Source organism: Bradyrhizobium sp. 33ap4, assembly GCF_032654765.1.
GTDB lineage: Bacteria > Pseudomonadota > Alphaproteobacteria > Rhizobiales > Xanthobacteraceae > Bradyrhizobium > Bradyrhizobium australafricanum.
Genome location: NZ_JAUMTJ010000012.1, coordinates 36,352 through 60,576, shown reverse-complemented (window position 1 = coordinate 60,576; position 24,225 = coordinate 36,352). Strand labels below are relative to the sequence as shown.

At 59.0% G+C, this 24,225-nt stretch carries 14 protein-coding genes and 1 pseudogene; 7 read left to right on the top strand and 8 right to left on the bottom strand.

Translation table 11 applies throughout. The annotated features are described in order from the left end of the window. Window positions 1-573 precede the first annotated feature (573 nt). The 5 genes from Q2M23_RS11525 to Q2M23_RS11505 all read right to left on the bottom strand — a co-directional run bounded on the left by Q2M23_RS11525 (window position 574) and on the right by Q2M23_RS11505 (window position 11,772). On the bottom strand, window positions 574-855 hold the full coding sequence (locus tag Q2M23_RS11525) for a hypothetical protein (RefSeq protein ID WP_092090053.1): 282 nt from the start codon (window positions 853-855) through the stop codon (window positions 574-576). 93 nt (window positions 856-948) lie between these two features. Continuing rightward, window positions 949-8,484: a shikimate kinase gene (locus Q2M23_RS11520; protein ID WP_316395620.1), complete on the bottom strand. Its 7,536-nt coding sequence runs from the start codon at window positions 8,482-8,484 to the stop codon at window positions 949-951. A 397-nt stretch (window positions 8,485-8,881) separates the two neighbouring features. Beyond that, entirely contained in the window at window positions 8,882-9,547 is a 666-nt protein-coding gene (locus Q2M23_RS11515; protein WP_316395618.1) for a hypothetical protein, read from the bottom strand. Between the two features lie 345 nt (window positions 9,548-9,892). After that, a complete protein-coding gene (locus Q2M23_RS11510) occupies window positions 9,893-10,582 on the bottom strand; it encodes a YopT-type cysteine protease domain-containing protein (protein ID WP_316395684.1) in 690 nt (229 codons plus the stop codon). A gap of 1,019 nt (window positions 10,583-11,601) precedes the next feature. After that, the gene (locus Q2M23_RS11505; protein WP_176937243.1) at window positions 11,602-11,772 is read right to left on the bottom strand and encodes a hypothetical protein; all 171 of its coding nucleotides are present in this window, start codon (window positions 11,770-11,772) and stop codon (window positions 11,602-11,604) included. 2,582 nt (window positions 11,773-14,354) lie between these two features. Here Q2M23_RS11505 and Q2M23_RS11500 point away from each other — a divergent pair. From Q2M23_RS11500 to Q2M23_RS11470, 7 genes are all read left to right on the top strand, one after another. Beyond that, window positions 14,355-14,654 (top strand): hypothetical protein, encoded by a 300-nt coding sequence (locus Q2M23_RS11500; protein ID WP_316395617.1) that lies wholly within the window; start codon window positions 14,355-14,357, stop codon window positions 14,652-14,654. 503 nt (window positions 14,655-15,157) lie between these two features. Next, the gene (trpD, locus tag Q2M23_RS11495; RefSeq protein WP_316395616.1) at window positions 15,158-16,168 is read left to right on the top strand and encodes an anthranilate phosphoribosyltransferase; all 1,011 of its coding nucleotides are present in this window, start codon (window positions 15,158-15,160) and stop codon (window positions 16,166-16,168) included. Window positions 16,169-16,422: 254 nt separating this feature from the next. Continuing rightward, window positions 16,423-16,608 (top strand): hypothetical protein, encoded by a 186-nt coding sequence (locus Q2M23_RS11490; protein ID WP_057016764.1) that lies wholly within the window; start codon window positions 16,423-16,425, stop codon window positions 16,606-16,608. Between the two features lie 632 nt (window positions 16,609-17,240). Then, entirely contained in the window at window positions 17,241-18,365 is a 1,125-nt protein-coding gene (locus Q2M23_RS11485; RefSeq protein WP_316395615.1) for a M20 family metallopeptidase, read from the top strand. Window positions 18,366-19,012: 647 nt separating this feature from the next. Beyond that, window positions 19,013-19,219 (top strand): hypothetical protein, encoded by a 207-nt coding sequence (locus Q2M23_RS11480; protein WP_316395614.1) that lies wholly within the window; start codon window positions 19,013-19,015, stop codon window positions 19,217-19,219. Between the two features lie 69 nt (window positions 19,220-19,288). Further along, entirely contained in the window at window positions 19,289-19,552 is a 264-nt protein-coding gene (locus tag Q2M23_RS11475; protein WP_316395613.1) for a hypothetical protein, read from the top strand. 298 nt (window positions 19,553-19,850) lie between these two features. Then, the gene (locus Q2M23_RS11470; RefSeq protein ID WP_316395612.1) at window positions 19,851-21,149 is read left to right on the top strand and encodes a hypothetical protein; all 1,299 of its coding nucleotides are present in this window, start codon (window positions 19,851-19,853) and stop codon (window positions 21,147-21,149) included. Between the two features lie 166 nt (window positions 21,150-21,315). On the opposite strand, the pseudogene eutB reads toward Q2M23_RS11470, so the two are convergent. The 3 genes and pseudogenes from eutB to Q2M23_RS11455 form a co-directional block, all read right to left on the bottom strand. Continuing rightward, a pseudogene (gene eutB, locus Q2M23_RS11465) lies at window positions 21,316-21,634 on the bottom strand (ethanolamine ammonia-lyase subunit EutB); the annotation flags it as partial. A gap of 9 nt (window positions 21,635-21,643) precedes the next feature. Then, complete coding sequence (hisN, locus tag Q2M23_RS11460) at window positions 21,644-22,432, bottom strand: histidinol-phosphatase (protein WP_069278731.1); 789 nt, start codon at window positions 22,430-22,432, stop codon at window positions 21,644-21,646. A gap of 1,110 nt (window positions 22,433-23,542) precedes the next feature. Next, on the bottom strand, window positions 23,543-24,220 hold the full coding sequence (locus tag Q2M23_RS11455) for a 2OG-Fe(II) oxygenase (protein ID WP_316395611.1): 678 nt from the start codon (window positions 24,218-24,220) through the stop codon (window positions 23,543-23,545). Between the last annotated feature and the right edge of the window lie 5 nt (window positions 24,221-24,225).

Sequence of the window (24,225 nt, the reverse complement as noted above, 5' to 3'; positions counted from 1 at the left end):
ATCGGCAGCTGGTCACAACTGCCCAGCCCTGCCTACGGAGCAACAAACAGATGGGCGCGCGCAATGTCAACCTGATCGTGATCGCCGCCGTCCACCCGCGAATGCAGTAGTTATGTCGGCAACGCTGGTTATGCTTGCGCCAAAATGTAAATCCCTCAGCCTTCCGTTTGTGGGCTCGGCTCTCCCAGTCTACCGCGTCAAACGCCGCCAAGCCGGACTTGTTCAGACATTCAGGGACATGCCAGAGCCGTTCGCCCCAACCATCAATCGGTGCTGCGGTGCCGGCCGATCGGCGACGAGGTGGGCGAGATGCACACGGGCCCAGGCCGCTCTCCTTGTGCGAATCGTCCAACCAAGGCCACCTTAGCATCCACCACAAACACGCCACAATCGGAGCCATTTCGCTGCTGGGTTATGCGAGCTGGCTGCAGCCGGCGCGCAGTCTCTGCGAGCTGTTCCGCAGCGGTGCTGTTGCGCGATCCGGCGGAATAGTAGTCATAAGCAACCACCTGTTCCGGCGCGTGGCGATCCAGCAGGAGTGGAGACCAATGGGCATTGTCAGCTGGACCGTCGTCATTCAATGACAGAAACTAAAGCTGGCCGTGTCGTCGCCATTCCGGTCGTAGAAATCGCCCTTGAGGTTTCCTGAAGGTCATTTCGCTGCCAGCAGATGACTTTGCTTGGGCTCAACCAGCCGCGTCTGCGCCGCAGGAAACTGATCATGCCTCGCAACTGCTCGTGCAGCAGAGCGTAGTCGGCCGCGATATCGTCAGCTGGCAAATCCGTGGCGCCGTCAACGAAGCCGGCATCGGCCAGGGCTCCCGGGTACAAACCCCGATTTGAAACGTTTGACATCACAAGTCGAACGGTGTCGACGGAAATCGAGCACAGATCCAGCACTGCGATGGATTGTCTGACGGGAGCCGTAGCAGTCTATAGTGACGTGGATCATGGCATCTCCTCCATAACCGAGCCAGATTGCCCGGCGTCTAGCCCGCCACCGGCGCAAAGATAGCCGTGCAGCTCGCTAAGACAAGCATCCGCGCTCTTGAGTTCGCGCCGGTCCTGTGGGGCAATCGTGAGATTGGCGAGCTTATACACAGGATTGCGCTGCTCCATCAGCTTTGTGATCATCTCGTCCCGGTCCGCGGTTTGTATTTTCGGACGGTTGGTGTCGTGTCGCAGGTTGCGCCTGATCACGTCCTCGTTGGTATTAAGCCAGATCGAGACCGCCTTCTCGCCGACACGACGGCGGACTTCTTCGGACATGAAGGCTCCGCCACCGGTTGCGAGCACCAGCGGCCCCCGATCGAGCAGACGGCAGATCTCGTTCGCCTCGAGATCCCTGAAATGCGCCTCGCCGTCCTCCGCGAAAATCCTGGTTATGGACTTGCCAGTCTTCGCCTCGATCTCTTTATCGGAGTCGACGAACGTCAGCCCCAGCTGCTTTGCGAGTGCAGGTCCCACAGTGGATTTCCCGGCCCCCATCATGCCAACGAGCACGATCGGGCGGTTGTCGAGGGCGCCAACAATCTCTGTAGCGCGTGCCGACCGCGCTGCGCGTGTCGGCCGGGTCACGTTCGACACACGAGCAGGGCGAGCGCCAACGCGATTGCCGGCTTCGGCTTCCCAATGGGGGATCTCTGCGGCACCCTCGGGGATGACAACCCTGTTGCACGCCCCTCGCACGCGCTCCAGGAGCTGCTCGGCTATAGACTCATCCGGGGGCTCTTCGCTCCCTCGCTGTAGCCGTCTGAGCTTCTGCAGCTCCTTGTACGTCTCATGATTGTCGAGCTTGGCCTTGTAGCTGTCTGCCGTGTGAAACTCGAGCTCAAAACGGTAACCGCCAGGCGTGCCGAACACTGTCTTGATGCCAGCGAAGGTCCGCGATCGCGTCCTGAACCAGTTAGTCGTGCTGACCTCGCTATACCCGCTCTCCTCGAACGCTAGAATGGCTTTCTTGAAGGCACGTGTAAAATCCCTGTCAGAGAATTCGAAGACGTGGCGTACAGCGTTGTTGAAAAGCTGGACGCCGGTCTCAGAGCTGGCCTGGAGTCCGGTGAGCTCGTCTGTCATTGAGCTTGGCGATCTAAGACGCTTAGCCAAATGGGGCATCTTCACCTCGATGCCGGCCACCTTAAGGGCTTCGGCAACCGCCTTTGCCGTCCGGGTGATGTCCTTCTCTTCGGCTTGAGCGCGGGAAACCTCCATTTGGGCGCGCTGTGCCGCCTCCTCGCGAGTCAACGTGATTGTGGTGGCGACATCTTCGGTAGCAAGCGTTAGATCCGACGGTTCGCGCAGAATCCCCCGCTCGGCAGCGAGCTTGATCGAGGCTTGCATGATCGAAGCCGCCAGCGTCGGATTGTCCTTGAGATCCTCCAGGGCTGCATCGACATCGAAACGACCTTGGTTGAGGGTAGCCGCCAAGCTCTTGGTGTATGGAGCCGACTTCAACCCGGGTGTCTGTTGCAACAGGCGCTGAAGCTGCCTGCTCTTGATCATAAAGGCGTAAGCGCCAGTGTCGGATTTGTAAGCGTCAGTTCCGACTTTGATGCCGATGCTCAGCAGGTTTTTTGCACTTTGCACGAGGTCGTGCGGCATGTAACCATCCGGTCGGGGGTCGATGCGCGTAGGGTAACGATCGACCAGAAGCTGGACGCGGTCCCGTGGGTGAGCCGTTGCCGGATAGGTCTCGGCAAGCGGCGGAAACAGCTCGCAAAGCTCTTGGCTCATTGCGAGCTGTCTTTCATTCGCAGTAGCGGCTGTTTCGGGCAGGAGTTCGGGCGGGACTTGCTGGTCGAGACCAGCCGCCCACGCCTCGAGTTCGGTGAGAAGCAACTCGGCCGTCTCGCGCGCGATGGGATGGTGTGCCAGCTCGATATCGTGCCGCGCCTTCTCGAGCTTGTCCCGGACGTCGTGAGCACTAACCTGTTCCTGCTCCAGGAGGGCGCGGATGTCTCGCTTGAGCTCTCGGTCAATGCCTTCGTACGTGCCGAATATGGCACGTTCGGCAAACCACTGTCGGGCTTCATGTGATTGAGCCAGAAAACCTCGCTGCAGGCCGGTATAGGTTTCCAGAACGTTCCGCGTGGCGGCGAGAATCTGGCTGGCGCGACCGAAATTATAGCGACCGTCCTCAATCGCCGGGGTATGGGACTTTGGCGGCTTGAGCGAGCGGAGGCCGCGAGCTTGCTCCTCTTGGTCGAATTGCCTGACATGCTCGTAAAGCTGCGGCCGGTCGGCAATGATAATGGCCGTATCGCCATCGAAGTCGCCGTCGAGTTTTTTCTGCTCATCAGGCGGGATGGCAACCAGGGACCCCGGAGCGAAGATCTCAGTGGCCTGCAGGATCCCGATACAATCGAGCGCGCTGTCCGCGGTTACGCGGTCCTTGCCCTTGATCCAGCTCGAATGGCACTTGACGTCCTCGGCGGACATCACCAAGCCACGATCGGCGAAGTCGGCCGGCCACATTTCATCAGGCACCACGATCAGAAGCCCCTTGGCAAAGAAAGTCGGATCATCGACTGCCAGCTCCTCCCCCGACTTGTGGGCAACGTTGAAGCTGTATTGTATCGTCACGCACTGATCGAGAAACGCCGCAGTCGGGTCCCCATCCGCAGCTGACCTGACCCGATCGAGGGCGAACGGGCGGAGGTTGGGTTGGTCGTAGGGCGATCGCCCGATCAGCACGCCACCACCGGTCAATGTTTCGCTCTTGAGCCTCGGCACATGCAGACAGCCATCACCGGATGGGATGGCGATGGCGCCCGGACCATTGATGTTCGCGGCTGTTACGACCCGAAACAGCTCCTCCGACGTCAGTTCTTGCTTTACCCGACTCTCAAGCCAGCTCATCGCCTTCTGCCGGGCCTCATCCGCTACTTGCTCGCTGCGCGGATAATGTTGCAAGGCCATCGCTGGCAAGGACGCTCTCGTTCCCTCGGCAAAGGCATGCACGCGGTCAGGACCTTCCTGCTCGCCGGCGCGGCGAACAGCTGGCATAAGCTTGGCCAGCGAGCCTCGGATGAAGCCGCAGCCGTCGTGCGGTCGCAATGCAATGGGTCCGTCCGGCCCCCTCAGCTGGAAGGGATGCCCCACGTTGGCAGGGCGGTCCGGCAGCAGCGCCAGTTTGAAGGCGCCTTCCAGCGCGGAGTCGTGGGGTGACAGACCTTTGATCGCCGGAGGCGCCGCAAAGCCTCTGCGCTGATTATAATAATAGGCCTCTTTGAAAGGGGCCCACGCGCGCGACAGCTGCTCGAATGCTGTACCCGGCGCGGTTTCGGCATAGGGAATCGCCAGCAGCTTCCCCCCCGAAGGCTTTGCTTGCTCGTCTCGAGTGCGGGTCGCAACTTGAGACACAGTCAATCGTGGCGGCTTTAACCTGCTGCCGCCGAACAGGTCCATCCGGTATGGGATACCGTTTACATTTACCGTACGCGCTAGCATGAATGCGCTCGGGGGTGCCGGCAGTTGTACCGCGACGACGGGCAGGACCCCCGAAGTCAGGCGATGGAAAATCGAGTACCGCGTCTCCGGCTCCATGGCCAACGGCCCCCCATGCATGTCCACGACCGGCAGCTGCATCAGTCCCGCCTCACCCTGCGGAGACCTCGGGGCGTGGTCCATGGCTCGCAATACCTGATGCACGTCGAACGCCGACGGAGGATGTTGCGCCTGGATCGCCGCCGCATCCTGCTCCATGAACAAGTCCAGCGCGTCCACTGGACTGTCAGCCTCGATCTGCGCAATCAGATTCCAGCTCATGCTGGACAGATCACCTTGAATCAGGTCGCGAGCGCTTGCCAGGATCTCTCTCGTGCCGCGCTGCAGCTCTTTCTGCCTGGCCCGTAAATTTGCCCCGTTGCCCTCGACATAGGGTGACCTGAACAATCGCTCCAGCGCCGCACGGGCCTTGAGCGTCTGATAGATCGATAAAGCGGGGCTCCGGCTCGCAAGGGGCCCACGGCTCCGCTCCGCATCGCCCGCGTTCAGATGCGCCTTGATCTTTTGCTCGAGCACGGGCTGAAGGTCGTTGAGCACGTTGAGGGCCTGCCTGCGGTGCCAGCGCAGTGGCTTCTCTAGGCTGCGCGCGAGCGGCAGCAGAGCAGCACTCAGATTACCCATAGTTTCAAGGTTGTTCTCGGCGGAAAAACCAGGAGCTGAACGCAATTCAGAGAGCCGACTCAAGCCTGTCGGCGCGAGCAAACCGAGATCATCGAATAGGCCAGCCTTACCCGGCGCCTTGAAAATGTTCGTGATGCTCAGAACCTCAGCCTTCAACAGGCGATCATTATCATAGTGCAGGTAGTGGGCGAGCTTGTGCAACCGATCCTTCGGCAGAGCAGCATCCGTAATCTCCCCACTCTCCTCCGCCCTCATGATCGTTCGGGACAGAGCGTTGGCGAGCATCGCCAGCTGAGGCGTGGTGAACACACTAAATCGCTGCGCTCCAGCTCCCAATTCGCGCGCGATGTCCATGGTGGACTGACAGCATATCGGCTCCTCAGGCCACTTGCTGAAGCCGTTCAGAAGGTTCGCCACTGCCTGCGGAGGGAAATTGGAGAGCTGATGCTGACGGGTTTCCTGGGCGATTGCCATTGTTGCTTTGAGACAATCCTCACTCTCCGGCCATTTGCTGAAGCCGTTCACCAGGTTCGCAAAGTCCTGACGATTGAAATCAGAGAGTGCAAACTCATCGCGCGCGCCGCGGCGGAGGACCTCACCCGCAATGGCAAACGCAGCCTTGCGACAGTCCGGCGCCTCCGGCCACTTGCTGAAGCCGTTCACCAGGTTCGTCAATCCCTGGGGGGTAAAATCAGAGAGTTCGGCGCGGCGAAGGACCTCATGCGCGATCGCACAGGTCGCGCCGCGACAGTCCGGCGCGTCCGGCCACTTGCTGAACCCGTTCACTAGGTTTGCCAGTGCCTGCGGGGCAAAATCGAAGAGTTCGGCGCGAAGGACCTCACGCGCGATCGCAAACGTGGCCTCGGGACAGTCCGGCGCGTCCGGCCATTTGCTGAAGCCGTTCACAAGCATCGCCAAGTGCTGGTCGCTAAAATGCCGGGCACCGCGACGAAGGATCTCACCCGCGATCGCAAACGTGGCGCCGCGGCAGGCCGGCGCATTCGGCCATTTGCTGAAGCCGTTCACCAGGTGCGCAAAGTCCCGACGATTGAAACCAGAGAGTGCGAACTCACCGCGCGCGCCGCGGTGAACGACCTCACCCGCGATCGCAACCGTAGCGTCGCCACAGTCCGGCGCGTCAGGCCACTTGCTGAAGCCGTTCACCAGGTTCGCCAGCTCCTGCGGAGTAAAATGAGAGAGCTGGGTGCCGCGGCGAAGGACCTCATGTGCGATCGCAGACGTGGCCTCGCGGCAGTCCCGCGCGTCCGGCCACTTGCTGAAACCGTTTACCAGATTAGCGAGGTGCTGGTGGGAAAAATGGGCGAGTTCGGCACGGCGAAGCAGCTCACCCGCGATCGCAAACGTCGCCTCGCGACATTCCGGCGCGTCCGGCCACTTGCCGAAGCCATTCACCAGGTTCCCCAGCTCCTGCGGAATAAACTGAGAGAGCCGGGCGCTGCGGCGAAGGACCTCACCCGCGATCGCAACCGTTGCGCCGCGACAGTCCGGCGCATCCGCCCACTTGCTGAGCCCGTTCACCAGGTTAGCCAGTTCCTGGTAGGTGAATTCAGAGAGCCGGACATGGCGGTCGCGGCGAAGGACCTCGCCCGCGATCGCAAACGTGGCGTCGCGCGTATCCGCCTCGTCCGGCCACTTGCTAAAGCCGTTCACCAGGTTGGCCACTTGCTGGTGAGTGAGTTTAGAGAGCGAGGCATAACGGTCGCGGCGAAGGACCTCACCCGCGATCGCAAGCGTAGCGTCACGACAGTCACGCGCGTCCGGCCATTTGCTGAAGCCGTTCACAAGCATCGCCAAGTGCTGGCTCTCAAAATGCCGGGCGCCGCGGCGCAGGACCTCGCCCGCGATCGCAAACGTCGCATCGAACGAGTCCCGCGCGTCCGACCACTTGATGAAACCGTTCACCAGATTTGCCAGTTCCTGCGGTTTAAAATGGAAGAGCTCGTCGCGGCGAAGGACCTCTCCCGCGATTGCAAGCGTAGCGTCACGACAGTCCCGCGCGTCCGGCCATTTGCTGAAGCCGTTCACCAGGTTAGCCAGATTCTGGTGATTGAATTCCGAGAGCCGAGCACGGCGGTCGCGGCGGAGCACCTCACTCGCGATCGCCAATGTGGCCTCGCGCGGGTCCGCCTCGTCCGGCCACTTGCTAAAGCCGCTTACCAGATTCGCCAGTGTCTGCGGCTCAAAGCCGGACAAAGTGAACTCACGGCGGCGAAGAACCTCAGACGCGATCGCAAACGTGCCGTCGCGACAGTCTGGCGCGTCCGGCCATTTGCTGAACCCGTTCACAAGCATCGCCAAATGTTTCTGCTCAAAATCAGAGAGCTCGCTGTTGCGGCCGGCACGACGGACCACGCGAGCGATAGCTTCCGTGCCCTCACGAGTTCCCGCCTCCTGCGTCCACTTGCTGAAACCGTTCACCAACAGCGAGAGATTTTGGCTATTCGCCCCGGCAAGTACCTTGGGTTCATCGCGACAAAACTCGGCGATTCTGATGACTCCATTGCGGCATGTCTTCGACTGCTGTTGCCGACCGAATGATGTCGCGAACAGCGCAAGAGCAGCGGGCTTGAGTTCGCGCATTAACGTATTGGAAAGCTGCGACACCCGAGATGCCACCGCCTTGCAAGCTTCAAGGCCTTCCTGACCGCCAGCCTCGCGAGTCACAGCGTTGCATGCCGTGGCGTGGCCGAAGGATTCCCTGCGGCGGATATCGTCCTCGAAGTGGGTAACAAATTGGCTTCTGAACTGGGCGGCAGCCTTTTGCATAAAGGCCGCATGGATCTTCTTGTCGACCCGCTGCAGCCGCTTGTCGTTTTCCACCACTGCACGTGAGAATTGGGCAATGTCGCGAGCGAAATAAATGGCGTCCAGAGCGGCGTTACATTGCTGTTCTGAAATCGCGGCTTGCCTGCCCTGCGGGGCGACATAATCCAGGCGCCGCCGCTTTGGCGCTGCCTCCAGGTCCGATATAGATTGCCCGTGCGAGGAAGAGGCACCTCGTGAACTCCTGGGCTGTTCGGCACGACGGCTCTCGGCACCGGAACGCGACGCACTTTCTTCCCAATTTGGCGCGCCGCGATGCGCCAAATACCGCAAAGCTGGCTCGTCGACATGCGTATTCACGGAAGGATCGGTTGACGTGCGGCGTCGGGCATCGCTGGCCGAAGTCGGCGTTCGGGCCGAGCCCGCAGTCAGGTCCTGATTTTCAGAGCGCAAGCCCTGCAAGACAGAACTGAACTTCGAGCGATCGTTTCCGCCGCCAAGATCTGCTTCAGGGCTGGACCAGTCCACCTCTGATCCGCCGGCTTCCTTCGCTCTCCAGTCGGCTCTCGTCAAAATCAATCTCCCATGCGAGCTAGAATGCGCCGATTCCGACGGTGGCATAGAGGCCTGCGGCGTCGGCCTCAACGACTTTTGCTTCAGAGCGGAGCCCCTTGGCCGCGTTGACAGGACGTCACTCGCCACTAACCTGACGTGCGAGTCAGTTTTGTACGATTGTGCGCTCTAGCGCGGAAGATATGCCCTGGACCTGACGGAAATCTGATTAGCGTACAGCCGACTCGGGATTCATCGGAGTAGTTTCATTGGATTGGTTAAGCCGGATGAGAGTGGTCATAGGCGGTTTGACTTGCGCATGCGCGACGCCATTAGGCTGGCCATAACCGGCTGGTGGTCTTCGACGAACGGGCATCAACCGTGTCCGCGCCATAGGTTGTTTCAGCAGACGAGCGTGTCAGGGCTTCGACGGCGTCAATCGGTGGATTCGGTCGGTCAGGATCGTCCGGCCTAGGTTCCGGGCGCCATTCACAGCGGACTCGCCGCTGATAGTCGGCTTGGTGACATCGGTTTTGGCGGCCACGATTTTGTGCCTCGGCCTCGAACTGTCACCCTGGCCGGCATCGTCGGTGTCAGGCAGGAGACCCAAGCGGCCCAGTCTCTCGACCATTCGGCCGGGAGCGGATTGAGAGCCGTGGGCAAACTTCTCGGGAACGGCGAATGAAACATCGTACGCCGTCTCCTCGGGCACGGCGGACGAGGATGGCCCGGGCTCATTGATGATCCGACTGAATAGATCCTGATCCTCTTGTGTCCAGGTGAACGCTGCTGGAGACCCTGGGGATCCACCGCCGTCGATCTGGTTAAAATCCATACAGCTCTCCTTCTGTTTTGAGAACATAATCTCTTGCAGATCCGCCCGGCTTTTACTGCCACCAGTCCAGTCATAGGCCGCATCAATCGAGAGACGAGAGCCTATGCTAAGAGGCTTGGCTTTCGAAAAGCCGACGAGGGGGCAAGCCAAACGCACGCTGCAATTGTGGATCACGGCAAAGGTGATGCCGCAGATGCGCGCTTCCCGAAACGAAGTCCAGGCCGTTTGTGATTTCTCGAAGCCGAACACGCTTTCACACCAGAGGCCGTGGTGCCTGACAGTTCCTCCCAAACGTGCCGGAGTGTCAGCATAGCAACCAGGAACATTAGTAGTATCCGACGTCCGATATCTCGCGGCGAAGCAAACGGCTGGATGGGCTACCTATCGATGTCGGGCGGCCGCTATATCAACGTGCCTTCATCTTCGGGGCCGCCATGAGCTCCATTACAGCAAATTGTCGCATGCTAAAGGAGGACGCAGCTATCAGTGCGCCCCCCACTTCAACGGGGCGCGGCCGCTCTCGATTCGGCTCGGTTCCGCGAAAACCGGGAAGGACACGGGCACGGTCGGAACGGCCGATTGAAAGCCCGATGCTCAGGTCATCCTTTGTGTGACGACCGTCGATATATCATGTCCGTTCAGGTTGCTGTAGCGGTCGGCGAGGCTTTTGAACAGCTCACCCATTTGGTCCGACCGAACGGTAAACTCACCATAATTGGGATCAAAGAGCGTCGTCATTCCATTCGACGTGGACGTTGCCATAGTGTGTGCGCCACCTGCGGCGAACCGTAAGCCGAGTAAATAAATCGACGGGTCGGCGGTGACTTCGTTCACTATCTGGGCAATACGCGAAGATGAGCCAAACCTATATCGCGTCTGTTCGTCAGCTGGCTCCAAACCCGCCTCGCGCAGCATTGTACTTTTTGCCTGAAGGTTGTGAGAACCTCCCGCCCTGTCGTTTCGCAACTCAGTCTTGATATCTTCATACCGCCGCTGCCGCACCGCCGCCGAGGCATGGTTTTCAGCGCCCGGGCGCAGCGCGCCCATTCGGGATGCAGGGCTGCTGTGCTGATTGCGGAGCCACTCCGCTGCCAAACCGACGCAGATGCCGTTGACATTGGCCCCGGGCAATTCAGCCGTCCTGTATTGAAACAGGGGACGAATCGGCCCCCCCGGAGAGGACAGATTGGAATCTGAGGACAGAGAGGACGTGCTGGGGCTCGAGGAGCCCGGGCTGTAAACGTTTGCGTCTGAGGTATGAGGCCTGCTGCAGCAGAGTCCCATTCGGTCAGACAACTCCTCAGGCGGCAAGCTCTCTCGTTGCACGCACTCGGTAAGCGCTTGCGCAAAGCTGCCAGTGTCAGCGGACTGATTTGATTCGTCGGCCTGATCAGAGCGTATCGATTGGCCACCAACTCGATTATACATGATGGTTCGCCTGTCTCTTCAGCGTACGTTTAGTCTAAAGCGAGTGCGGGGAGCTCACGCCCTGCCTACGAATGATATTGCTGCAAGCTGTCGACGAGCTGACGAACTGATAAGCTTTGGAAGAGCGTCGCACTCGAGCCCGACTATTCGCGAGCCCACGCTTCAACCGCCGTTTCCGATTTCAGACGCAGGGCAGCGGCCGACAAGCACGCAGTTCTGGCCGGAGTGGTTGCCCCCGCTGAAAACAATCATCATCCCGCCCGCAATGGCACGGGCTGCTCCAGCACATGAAACATCTCTTGCGTCCACTTTATAGAGCACCTCCCGCCTGGTGTGCGGATATCAGAGGCAAGACTTCCGCACTTGCGACTGGCGGAAAGCCCCGACATGTCCGCGGCCCCCTGCCTTCCGGCGGTGCAGAACCAACCCTGCGGCACCGGCTCGGATCTTTTCTTCAGGAAATCGTTGTCCTCGTCATGCCGTTGCGCTCATTCGTGAGAACAATATTGCCGCTTCGGATGGCTCTAACCCGACGATACCCACAAAGCTTGCTGGCGGCATCGGGATGTCCCGATGGATTGGTTTCCACAGATGCAGACAATACCGACTGTTATTGACATATTGCGAATGCGGCGGATGCAATTGCATCACGCATTCTTCTTCGTTCCAAAATAGGTCCTTTACGAAGCACATCTCCTCCCAGTTTGGACAACGCCGCGGCGTCGAGACAGCGACGTGCTCCCAGCTAGGACGAACTAATCCACTGATTTTGAGCTCACACCCGCAAGGCCCCTGCACAAGAAACAGGCCATGAGGGCCCGATCCAGGCACACTGGCGAACCGGCCGTATTTTACCCGGCCGGCCTCCAGCTTCTCTATAATCTGCGCTCGCACGCCCCCTCCTTTGCTTCCCGGATCGCCTTGAAGTCCACATAGATGACATTGTCCGGAAGCTGATGAACTGGCGCCAGCTCAGTCCTCAGCGCAGCATTCCAGAACCACTCTTCAGCGAACCATCTGCTGAGAAAGCCGCAGATGTTCATCATTACTTGCTCCCCTACTATCGGTTTTCGGATGCTCATATCTTTTGAGAACCAGATGAATGCTCTCACGGACGCTGAATACGGGCCCTGCACGCTCCGCTCCATGCGACACAGCCTACAGATGGATTTCCAAGCTCATCGTAACCCGATGGGCGAGCCCGCCGAACAACTCCGTCACGAAGTCGAGCCTCTCGCGCCCACCGCCGAACAGAGCCGGCCTTAGCAACGGCACATCTGCCTTTGGGCCTCTGACACCTCAAAACAATCGCTCATTGGCCTTCCCGCTCGGATCATCGGACGATCTGCTCGAACATATGAAGCGGGCCGATAGCGGCCCATCAACTCGTGGCCGATGAATCGATTGTCATCCTGGCAGCTCTTTATGATCGCCTCTGATGCTTGCTTGTTCATCTCATTACGGCTCGCAAACCACGTGGCCAGCGCGTGACAATTCGAGGGCGGCGCCTCGGTCCGTACTGCCATGTTGTACCCGATAGATAGCAGCATCCGCTTCTCGCCGGGTTTGAAACAGTGCCAATGCGTCATCTATGTGACGATGCTCGAGCCGTATGAGCGCTAAATCGGCCGAGCTCGCATTAGAGTAAGGACGGCCGGCCACCGGAAATGTTGGGGCTAATACCATCGAGTTATTTCGAGCGCTTCTTCGTAAGGTAGCGGTCAGGGAAGATGACTAGTCCATCTCATCGACTCTCAACGTCGACCATCGCCGCTCCTTCAGACTATCAAGAGATGCAACTCCTAACGCACTGTCGCCAGTATAGCGCTGGTGGCGCATTCACTCTACCGGCTAATGTTTGATTTCAGGCATCGATGTCGCAAACTCTACTACAGGCAGCTAATCCCTTGCACCGGAGCCGACGGACGTCATTTTTTCTGTCTCAAAGGAGGGCGCAACACCTCTCCGGTCATGGCATACTGATTGCTCTGGTGACGAGACACGAAATCAACAAGACGCGTTGTATCCAGGGCCAATTCACAACGCGACGTAGGTCTTGATTCGTAACGCCCCGCCTGAGCTGACGAAGCGCGATCCAAATCACCAAGCCGGATGCCTGTCACGCGGCAAACAGCTTCTCGATTCTCGATCCTTGAAAGAACACCGCGAACTCATGAATGACACGAGACTTCTAAAGAAACGCGATTCTTCGCGTGCCAGCGCGTCGTGTGGTGAATGATGCATTGGCGCACACCAAAGCAACCCATGATGAGGCAATACGTCGCTGATTTCGGCTCTTTGCAAGCGCAAAGGCGGTGGAACCTGTGGCCGCTGGTCGGGCTGCTCTTAAATGCGCTGCTCTGGGCCGGTATCTACTGGATCACCACAGCGTTCCTTTGAGCGAACGGACGCGATGCACTGGCGACAGTCACGATGAACAAGGTGGCGCACATGCGCTTCTCGAAGCCTTTTTGGGCCCGCACTGATCCAATCGTGCGGGGGATGGAACAGACGCGCCGTCAGTTTGACAGTTGAACTCCGTTTTTAGGCAAGCTCCAGGGCGACACTTAGCGCAACTACCTCGCACCCCGTCGGGCCCTTCCGACGCAAACGTAATAGCAGACGCAAGAGGATGACATATCGGGATCGGCGAAACCGATGAGCCCATCAACATCCTGCCACGAGTCCATCAGTATCCTGCCTGGAGTGACGTCGGCTATTACCGACCAGATCCACAACTGCGGGCGGACAAGTGCTCTGCGAAACCACGCACACGAATGGCAACAGGAATCGGGCGATCGGTGTCCACTGTGTCGCGATTAGCAGATCCCACACAGCCACCTCGTCTCCCCCCGAGATCCCGACCCACGCTGTGCAGATCTGCGCACACTGCATACAAGCCAGCAACCGGCATTGCCCGGCGCTGAGCATCATCGCCCTCATAATGAATTGCGAGCCGATCGGCGGGACCGGTCGTCGAAGCGAAGTGAGTCCTCACAACTCTTAGTCGGGCCAACTATCGTCGGCGGTTCGGCGCGCTTGCCAGTCTTGGGCCCGCCGAGCGAGCTTGTCGTATTCCATCGCGATCTTAAGAAGCCTATCTCTGGGTCTTCCGTAAGCGAGTGCCTCCGCTTTCTTTCGCGTTGCTTCAGCTCGGCCCCGCCAGTGATCGGGTTCGTAGAGTTTGCTTTTCGGATTCATGGTGGTGAGCATGCAATCCGCAGATCAAGGAAATGCGACGCTAGAACTCCGTACAATTACGTAAGACCGAGGCGCACGGCCACGGCACAATCGACAGCAGCATCTCTGGTTATGCGCTGACACTCACGCCGTCCCGGCCTCACGCAAATCCCTCGTTCAGTGATACGACCTGCCATCTTCCAGCCGAGACGCTCTCTCGTAGCGTCGGTGTAGATCATCCAGAACATCTTTAGCTGGCGCCCACTAAGAGGCTTGAACCGCACGCTGCGTCAGATTGTACGATCCTCGACAATTGGGACCGTCTTCGACAATCTAGCCGCTTCCTGACAGCGATGATTGCTCACCCGGCGCGTTCTCCCCGGTTAAAAGGTCTCCTTCGCCTGATGCAAGGACGACAATCGCAGCCTCACCGACTTGAAAGGATATCATGACTGAAAGCCAACGGATCGCTTTGGCCTCGCTCCTCAACGCTACCTACGGCGCGATCGCTCTTGCTGCCATATTGACAGCCGCAATTCCCGATCCCGTGCATGCGCGCGATCAAGCGCCGACTGAAAAGGAGAAAGAGGCTTGCATGGAGGACGTGTTCCGCCATTGCAGCAACCACATACCGGATCGCGTCGCCATCATTTCATGCCTCAGATCAAAGCAAGCGAGCCTCAGCCGGCAGTGTCGATATGTGGTGTCAGGTCGCGACAGCGGCACCAAAAGCAGCGATTCGAAGTGAGGATTGATAACTGAGCGGCAGTTCCGTTAGCACACCGGTCGAACGGGAGCTCCAGGCCACCCCAGCAATCTGAGAGCAAATGAGCGCGGCCGATCGTGAGTGGCACTTGCGCTCGCGGTTGACGGGGGCAGCGGCGTTTCGCCCGAGCAATCGCTCTCCGCGTTGCTATAGCTCAAACGATAGAAACCTATGCTAAGTCGAGGTACGCGTTTGATCCTCGGTTCGTGTTTAGACGGCCGCATTCTTGGACGCGTATTGAGTTCGTCGGCCGACGATTTCGCGTTGATACGACGCCGAATCGAGAACTTGACCCTCACGTAGCGTCAGGTTGTAGCGTCGCCGAGTGACCCACAGCTTCACTGCTCGTTTCATTCAATGAGGCGTCTGTTCCTCGCGAACGTGCCGCTGCCGCAAAGCCGCCACCACCGATGACATGCCTCCTCAACGAAAGTCCCGGTCGAGCGCGAGCGCCTGAGGTCTGGACAGGAATCGTGTAAAGTTCGATGGAAGCGCTCAAATCGATTATTGGCAAAGTTGCTAGCGGCGCCACTCTGAGTCGAGAGGAGTCCGCGTTCGCATTCGACGGTGTGATGTCGGGTCGCGCAAGCCCCTCGCAGATCGGCGGCTTACTGATGGGCTTGAGGGTCCGCGGCGAAACAGTCGAAGAAATCACCGGCGCGGCCTCCGCAATGCGGAAGAGAATGCCGTCCGTCGAGGCAGGATGCGACCCCATTTATATCGCCAGCACGAACGACACCTCTTTGTGTGCGGTCAACGTGTGGACCTGCGCCTCCTTCATCGTCGCGGGAGCGGGCGTTGCTGTCGCAAAGCATACCAACTGCGCTGCGTCTCTAGGTTCGGGCAATACTGCAGACGTCCTCGCGCGCATCGGCGTGAAGATCGATCTTGAGCCTGACGCCGTTATGCGTTGCGTGCGCGATGCCGGCATCGGCTTCACGTTTGCATCGGCCCGCTATCCGGCAATGCAGCGCGTAGCCCAGATCCGAACCGCGCTTGGCACCCACACTATCTTCAACCTCATTGGCCCTCTGTCGAATCCGGCCAGGCTTAAGCGTCAGGTTGTTGGGGTCTGCTCTCGTGAATGGGTACAGCCTCTGGCGTACGTGTTGAAAAATCTTGGCGTCGAGTCGGTGTGGGTGGTTCATGGTTCCGGTGGACTCGATGACATAACCCTCGCCGAGCCGACCTTTGTTTCCGCGCTTGAGGCGGGTACAGTCCGCACCTTCGAAGTGAGGCCGGAGGAGGTCGGATTCCCTCGCGGCCTTAGCAAGGCACCAGATAGCGGCGATCCCGACAACCTCGCGCTGCAAAGCATACTCGATGGCGCACCAGGTCGAATTCGCGACGCCTCACTTTTTACGGCTGCGGCTGCATTGATCGTGGCCGGCCGGGCTTCGACGCTGCAGGAAGGCGTAGCGATTGGGCGAGAATCGCTTGATCGCGGCGCAGCAGCCGCTCGACTTAAGCACCTGATTGCGGTTTCCAACGCGTGACCGCTGAGTCTGTCGATGTTCCAATCCTCCGACCAAGGACGACATGCACAAACGTCAGAGATCGCAACCGCTAACGTGCGTCCCTTCCGCGCGGTTCGAAGAGCATGCGGCGCCTACCCGCCTAATTATCGCAATTCCCGTCAAGTATCATGGCGTGAGAGGTACCCTTCCGCTTTGGCGAGGGAGCCAGCTGCAACACGTCGTTGCGTTCGGGCCGCATCAAAGTGCGCGCTGCGCCTCAAAGGAGATAATCGATGACGGCCCCGCAGGACATGGAAGCGCTCGGCTCCATAGCACTGATCGAACACATCATTCGAAAATTTCGGGAACTGATCGACACAGATAGTTCAATTCCGTCGGAGCTGCGGGGCGCGCTACACGCTACGCTCGACGAGCATCTTCTTGATGCAAAGAAGCGTGTCCTCTTAAAAACACATTAGCATCAGGCTGCGACCAGAGGCGAAGAGCATCAGCACGGCGCCGACAACCGGATCATCCGCATGGGCTCGCGGGAACATCCGGCCGCAATCGCCTCGCCGATTCATGAGCGATGGGCAGGCTCTTTGCCGGACAGATCGGCGCGTTTTCTCGTTGGTCGCCCCTCCAAGACAGGTGGCGGCAGCTCTCATTTCCGCCTGCTATGGCTACGCCCCGCGCGATACCGTCCTGCGCATCACCCTGGTGGCTGACGCTGTTGAGCAGTAGCGGATCTCCATGTGTGTTCGCTTCGGACGCACAATTCCGACATCGTGCATCAATGTCGAACGCGCCCGCAAGCACGCGGATTGACGCTATGGAAATGCAATTTTCGCAAGTATCGAAAATAGCAACAGCCACTATTCGCCCCAAAAGCGCCAGCCCACGACAATCCCTCAAGATCAACTATTGCTTCAACACCTACCAGCTCTGGTAGCTCCGTTATGGGGAGCCGCGTAGCATCATCAGCTGCGGCAAGATCAAGCCCAGAGGGACATCCAACTTCATACGGCTGCGCCCTGACGGGCGTTCACGCTGGATCCTGGCGCAATTGAGTGGAACAAGTGATGTACGTCGCATTGGAAGGCATCAGATAATGTCCAGCAACCCGTTCGAAGCAGCGATGATACTCGACGGCATCCGCCGCTGGGTCGAGATCGAATCTCCGACGGAGCGGCCAGATCAGGTCAACAAACTTGCTGATCTCGTGGCGGAGGGCTATCGCGACTTGTCGGCTTCCGTTGAGCGCGTTGCGGGACGTGACGATCGAGGCGATCATTTGATCGCGCGCTCGTCCTGGGGCCAGGGCGTGCCAGGCATCCTGGTGCTGAGTCATCTCGACACCGTTCACCCGATGGGATTCATAAAGCGCCTGCCGTTCAAGGTCGAGGGCGATAAGGCATTTGGACCCGGTATTTACGACATGAAGGGCGGCGCATATCTCGCTTACCATGCATTTCGGCAGATTTGCGCCGATGATGTTCGCCCGCCGCTGGGCATCACCCACATCTACGTATCCGACGAAGAGATCGGCAGCCCGACTTCGCGGGCGTTAATCGAGGCAGAAGGCCGCAAGGCCAAATATGTGCTCGTGACCGAGCCCGCGCGCGACGGCGGCAAGATCGTCACGGGCCGCAAGGGCATCGCCCGCTTCGACGTCTTTATCAGAGGCACGCCGGCCCACGCCGGCGCGCGTCCCGAAGATGGCTGCAGCGCAATCCGCGAACTCGGCAATGTGATCCAGGCTCTTGAGACGATGAACGATCTTCAGCGCGGGATCACAGTCAACGTCGGTGTGGTCCGCGGCGGCGCCAGGCCGAACGTAATCCCCGAGGACGCTTATGCGGAAGTCGACATGCGGGTGCCAACCCTAGCTGACGCCCACAAGTTGGTACCGACGATCCTCGGCATTAAGTCGCGCACCAAGGGCGTCACGGTGAAGATCACGGGCGAGTTGAACCGCCCGCCCTATGAGAAGAGCAGCGCCGGCGCGGCGCTTTATCAGCACGCCAAGGAAATCGCCACCGAGCTCGGCTTCAAGCTGCACGACGTCTTTAGCGGCGGCGGCTCGGACGGCAATTTCACCGCGGCCCATACTGCGACCCTGGATGGCCTGGGTGTCGACGGCAAGGGTGCCCACACGCATTACGAGCAGCTTTACATCTCGTCGATTGAGCCGCGTGCCCGGCTCCTCTATCGCCTCTATCAGACGCTTCAATGATCTCGACCGGCGGGAATTGCGACGCCTACGGACAAAGACCCATTCGCGCGGTTCGCTCGAACGGCGCGGGAGAATAAGCTGCCCTACTATCAGGCGCACGTTATCATACACTTCCGCCGGAAATCGGCATCGTCTCGCCGGCGCGGGACGGATGCGACTGAATCATCCAATGATAGTGCAACGGTCAGACCGAAATCCGTTGCGGCGCTGACGGGAGCCTTGGATCGCGAAAGCATGGATCCTGCAAGGGCACTCATCGGCTGCGAACATATGCGGCGACTTTCTGACGCAGATCGCGGTGCAGAATACGCTCGAGGCCGTAGCATTCCGCACCAACCTCAGAGTATTGGCGGACTAATACTGGCAAGCAAAAGGGCTTGAATCAGACGTAACGTTAAGTTGTACGATCTCGAAACTGGCACGAGGTCTCTTCTGCCGTCGGGATTGTGAAGGATTGCGAATGTCTGGCTTGATGAGAACCAAGTCACAGTGGTTGATCATGATCCCCGTCTCAAAGAGCCAAGCGGCTGAGACAGCTGTGCAGCGAGGCCTGATCGTGTTGCGACGTCTCGCAGGCAGTCGCAGATGGCCCGGCATTCCAGAAGCGGTACTAACGGGCTGTCTTAGGCTGCCCAATCTGAGGACTCGTGAAATCAGAGGCGATCAACCTAAACCTCGCTGCCGACTTTTTGCAGGGGACCGTTGCCTCCCAAACCTCAAAACTGACGGCCGGCCACAGTACCAAAAGCAGTCAAGAAGCAGCTTTTCGCTCCATCCACGCCAGCTTCCCGCGCTGGCACGGCGTCCGCACGCACGACAGCCCATGCGGCGGCAAGGATTTTCAAGAGATTTGAGCTGCAAGCGTCGTTCGGTCTGACCGCTGCGACTTCGGAAGAGATTGCCTGGTATTCTGGAGCAGCAAGTTGAAAGAGCCTGACGGCGCCAAGCAGGTCCTGCTAGTTGACCATATTGAAGGCCAATGCCGGGCCATTGTCGGCTTCAAAGATGACGATCCGAGATCGGCATACATGTGCGGCGAGCCAGTCTATCAAAGACCAGGCAAGAAGCAGTCATCGTGGTGCGCCTATCATTACGGACAGATGCACGCGACTGCCGTCGATCGGCACGGGGTGACTGATCAAGTGCGCGACATACCTAAACCAGTATCGATTGCTCGTAACCCATGACAGCCATTAAGACCCCCGCTGTTCTGCAGAGGCCGCGCGCTAATAGCCAGGGTCAGTCAGCCCGGAATGACGCGATCGAGACCTGCTCGACGCAATGCCGAGCTTCGGTTCAATTGAAACATTTAAGCAGACAATCATTAGGATCGCGGCACATTGGTTCAACGGAATGCGGCGCAAAGCCGCCTTACGCTCACCGCCTCTGCGCAACGCGCCGTATCGAGTTCATCGTTCTTCGTATCGCGGTGTCTACTGATCGTATCAAATGCTCGGGAGATCGGCGTTGCCTCGGATCCTAATCATGAATGCCGGTACGTCACAAATGTCGGGGGACGGTCTGACAGCAGCTCAAATCTCCTTTACCGCCAACTCGGCTTCACGCTCAGCATGGTTTGCACAGGAGGGCGACCTTATAATCTCACCGGTCGCCATCCGGCCGGACTTGTTGTCCTTCATTGGCGCGACGCTCGATTTCGATGCCTCGAGCCTTTCGCTTCTTGTGCCTGAATGCGGCGGTACAGCCAGCGTTCTTGATGATTGCACGCTGCTGTCAAATATTGTTGTTGAGAGAATCAACGGCCACCTTCGGAAGAAATCGTCCTGGAGAATATATCCCTGCTATCCTAGTGAAGGCGTCGCGCGCTTGGCGGCACTGCTGCGTATTCCACAGAGCGGGAGCGACTTCGCTCTGCAGCGGGGGCCTGATCTATTGAACCGCAAGAGCCACTTCCGTCAATTGGCTACAAGTGTCGGACTTCCGTTGCCAAGCGGGTGCGTAGCCACGAACTCAGACGATCTATTGCGGGCGATTACCTCGCTGAGGTCTGAGACCGGCAACGTAATCGTCAAGTTGGACAATGGAGCCGGCGGGGTCGGAAATGTTATCCTGACCGGTCACGACAGCGGTCCATTACCTGGGGCACGAGATACCAGGCAGATTTCTTGGCCGTCGTTTAATCCAGAAGCACTTTGGTCTGAGATGACCACAGCATCGTGCAAGACACTGGTCGTGGAATCGTACCACTTGGCTCGGTCTCCCTTCTATCTCGAATACGAAATCGAGGAGGACGGTTCGATCGCCTTCATCAACAGTGGAAGCATTCGTCTGCGTCGAAGCAGCGACCAATCCGAAAGGTCTCTCATTTGGACGGGACTTGAGCTGCCAAGCGATTTGAGAAACGAACAATGGCTGGCCGCCCAGACGCACGCCTACCGATTTGCGGAGCTCGCGCGAGGCCTAGGATACCGCGGAATGATCAACATCGATGCCATTTTCACGAGCGATGGGCGGCTGCTATTTAATGAGGCGAACGGGCGGTGGGGTGGAGGCTCGGTGTTACACAACATTGCCGTTCGGCTGCTGGGTTTCGACTACTCTGGATTCTACGTTATTTCATCCGTCAGAAATGTTCGATCACGCTCTCTTCAAGCGGCACAAGACCGTTTCGTCAAGGAACGCTTTCTGTTCGACCGCAAGCGCAAGGATGGTGTGATCCCGCTTGCTGCTGATGAGGATGCAGGCACGGTCGAATGCCTCGCAATTGCGCGCGATCGGGCCGCATCACGCGAGCTACAGCACCGACTATTGACAATGAATTGAACGAGATCTCAACGTACCCTCTTGCGTCGATTGCGAACTCGCTCGTGTAGCCACTCGCTAAGACTGGTGGCAATCGATGCACAATTTCGTTCATGGCGCACGGAGTTTGCAGTCTAGAGAGATGCCATCGCGGATAATTTCCGCGAATACGGCATCGTCGCGTGCACGTCGAAAGCCGTCCCTCAAGCGCGATCGTCGAGCGGAATGTTGTGACCACTTCCGCATCGACGCGACCAACATCAGATCCTGCAGCCGCATGGTCTTCGAGAACGCGCCGTCAGTATCGGCCGGAATCAGTTCCTCGGCCAGGAAGGCCTTGAGCGGCAGATCGGTGAGCGCCATTTGGCCGCAAGCCGCTCGACCGAAACGTCAGCGCCGATGCCGGCGAGCTGATCGTCCGACCGCTCGGGCGTCACCTTGGCCATCAGATCCCTGAGGTCGGCAACGCCAACGACTGTCCCTCCGATGGTTGTCCTGTAGGGCATGATCGTTGGTTATCCCTGGATCAAGGCGAGCGCTTCGGCATGAAGCCGCGGCGTTGCGGTCGCCAGGACGCGCCCTTCCGAACGAATCGAGAGCGGGCATCCCTCCCAATCGGTGATGCAGCCGCCGGCGCCCTGCACGATCGGCACCAGCGCCATGTAGTCATATGGCTGAAGCCCTGTTTCGAGAACGATGTCACAGTGTCCCGACGCAAGCAGGCCATAGATGTAGCAATCGCCGCCGAAACGGCGCATCCGCGCAGCTCGCGACAGCCGCTCGAATGGCCCCATCTCGCCGTTGCGGAACATGTCAGGCGATGTAGTGTAGAAGCGCGCGTCGGCGACGCTCTCGCATGCGCTGGTCCGCGCCAATCCATCGCCGAACCGCGCCACACCGGGCTTCGCCACCCACCGCTCGCCGGTAAAGGGAACGTCGATCAGGCCGCAGAACGGCTGCTGCTGATGGGTCAACGCGATCAGCGTGCCGAACAAGGGAAAGCCGCTGATAAAGCTCCTGGTGCCGTCGATCGGGTCGACGATCCAGGTGAACGCGCCGCCAGGCTTGGCTCCGATCTCCTCGCCGATGATGCCATGCTCCGGAAAGCGCGCCTCGATCCTTTCCCTGAGACGCAACTCGACCGCTCGATCGGCGATCGTCACCGGGCTCGCATCGGACTTGGCGGCGACATCCAACGGCGTGCGGAAATAGGACAGCACGATGGGCCTGACCGAATCGGCGAGCTCGGCGGCGAATGACAGATAGAAATCGGCATCGTCTGCCGTGACGGCATATTGGGCCATTACAGCGCCTTCATGAACGACGGCCATCGCGGATCGCGGATGAGAGAGTGCGTCCGCCTGTGTTTCCAAATGCTTTTTTTGCAGAAATCGAAATCCAGCTTCGAGATCCGGTCTGCAACATCGTACCTGTGCTCCACTTGATGTCCGAGCGCCTCGTGGACGATGGGACTGCTCTTACGCCTGCAGGAATTGAAAACCTCAACCGCATCGATGCGGCGTGTGCCTTTGCAGATCGCCATGCTCGGCGGCTATCTCACCCGCACACGTGATCATCCTCCAAGAAACATCACCTGACCGAGCATGATCGGTGATGGGACCCCGCGGGATTCCCCAGGCACTCTTCGCGCCTGACTAACCCAGGCCCCCTGACCAAAAGCTGACGGCCGCGATCAATTCCGCGGATTCCGGACCTTTCGCGGGCGTGATCCACCACAATCAACTTAAAACGAGATGCGCCGCAAGCGTCCAACTTGTGAGGGTTTTCCAGCCGCGCAGCCAGTCTCTGTCCAAGCCCCTCCACCAATCGTCGTGACTTAGTGAACCTTGCCGCCGTTAGGTTACGGCAGCGGCTGCGAGTTCAAGACTGAAGGGCTGGCCGTCAACAATAAGGGCGACTTCGCCAACCTCGGTTGGCTTTTTGCGATTTCAGCCTCCGCAATGAGGCTGTTGCAATCACGTCCGGAGTTATCCGCATCGGATGGGTACGTCGAACACACGTCCTCAGTAGCGGCTGTCGCGTGCCATGGAAAACTGCCCGCCATATTGCCTCAGATGACAATGTTACCGAAGCGCCCCCCTGTGTCTCCTGAAGCAGCCGCCGCGAGCGGTTTCCGGTCCCGAACGCCACGCCGTCCCGCCGACGGTGCAGACCAAGTCGTGCCGTCCTGTTCGTACGGCTGTATGTCCGACTGTGCCGAGAAGGTGCTTTCCTTCCACACTCGGCGCCCCGTGATTGCTAGGCCAAGCCACGTCAATTCGGGGTTTGACGTTGCCATTATCGACGAAGGGTGTCAGGCGTTGTCAGCATGAGGCGCACCGCAAATATGGTCTCGGTCCGCAACCGATCCTCTCGGCGGTTCGCCCGTCGTCAAGCCATTCGGCCAATCCGGCTCATAGACCACCAGAAGTGCTTTCGATGGTCCTTCGGTTTACGCCATCGCGTTTTGAACAGAAGTAGACCAGGGATCGGCGCTCACCAGTATGCACAGGTTTCACCTCGTGGCGGAGCTTACACGTTGTGACCAGCACGGCTCCAAATGGCGGTCGGAATACCTGCTGTTCGTAGGCGCTTGGATATACCACGAACTCCCCCCCTTCGAAGTTCTTCGCGAGTTGCACAATCACGGAGTACTCGAAATCGGGGTCGCTCGCAGCATCCAAATGGATGCCAACAAAAGAACCAGGAGGCATCCGATGCATTTGGCATCGGCGAATGACAAAATCTGATGATGCTCCCAATATTTTTTTCAGTGCGAAGCTGCGGTCTTTTCTTTCGAGGAGTTCGATAATCTGCCCCGGGGCTGCACCATTCGCGTTGCTGGGAGGGCGACCCGGCGGGTCTACCCGCACGCGTTTTACGAAGACATTGTGCGAGTCGCCGGCATCGCCTTCCCGCACTTCTTCCTCCGGAATCTCAGTCTGCAGCTGATCGATCCTTGCCAGGTCATCTTGGGTGAACAAAGTCTGCGGACCGATCACCACCGTGCCCTTCACCAACAGCTCTATGCGATATTTCGTCAGATGTTCCTCTGAAAGCAGGCGGGGCTTTTCATTCGCTGCGCGCGGCATTCGTG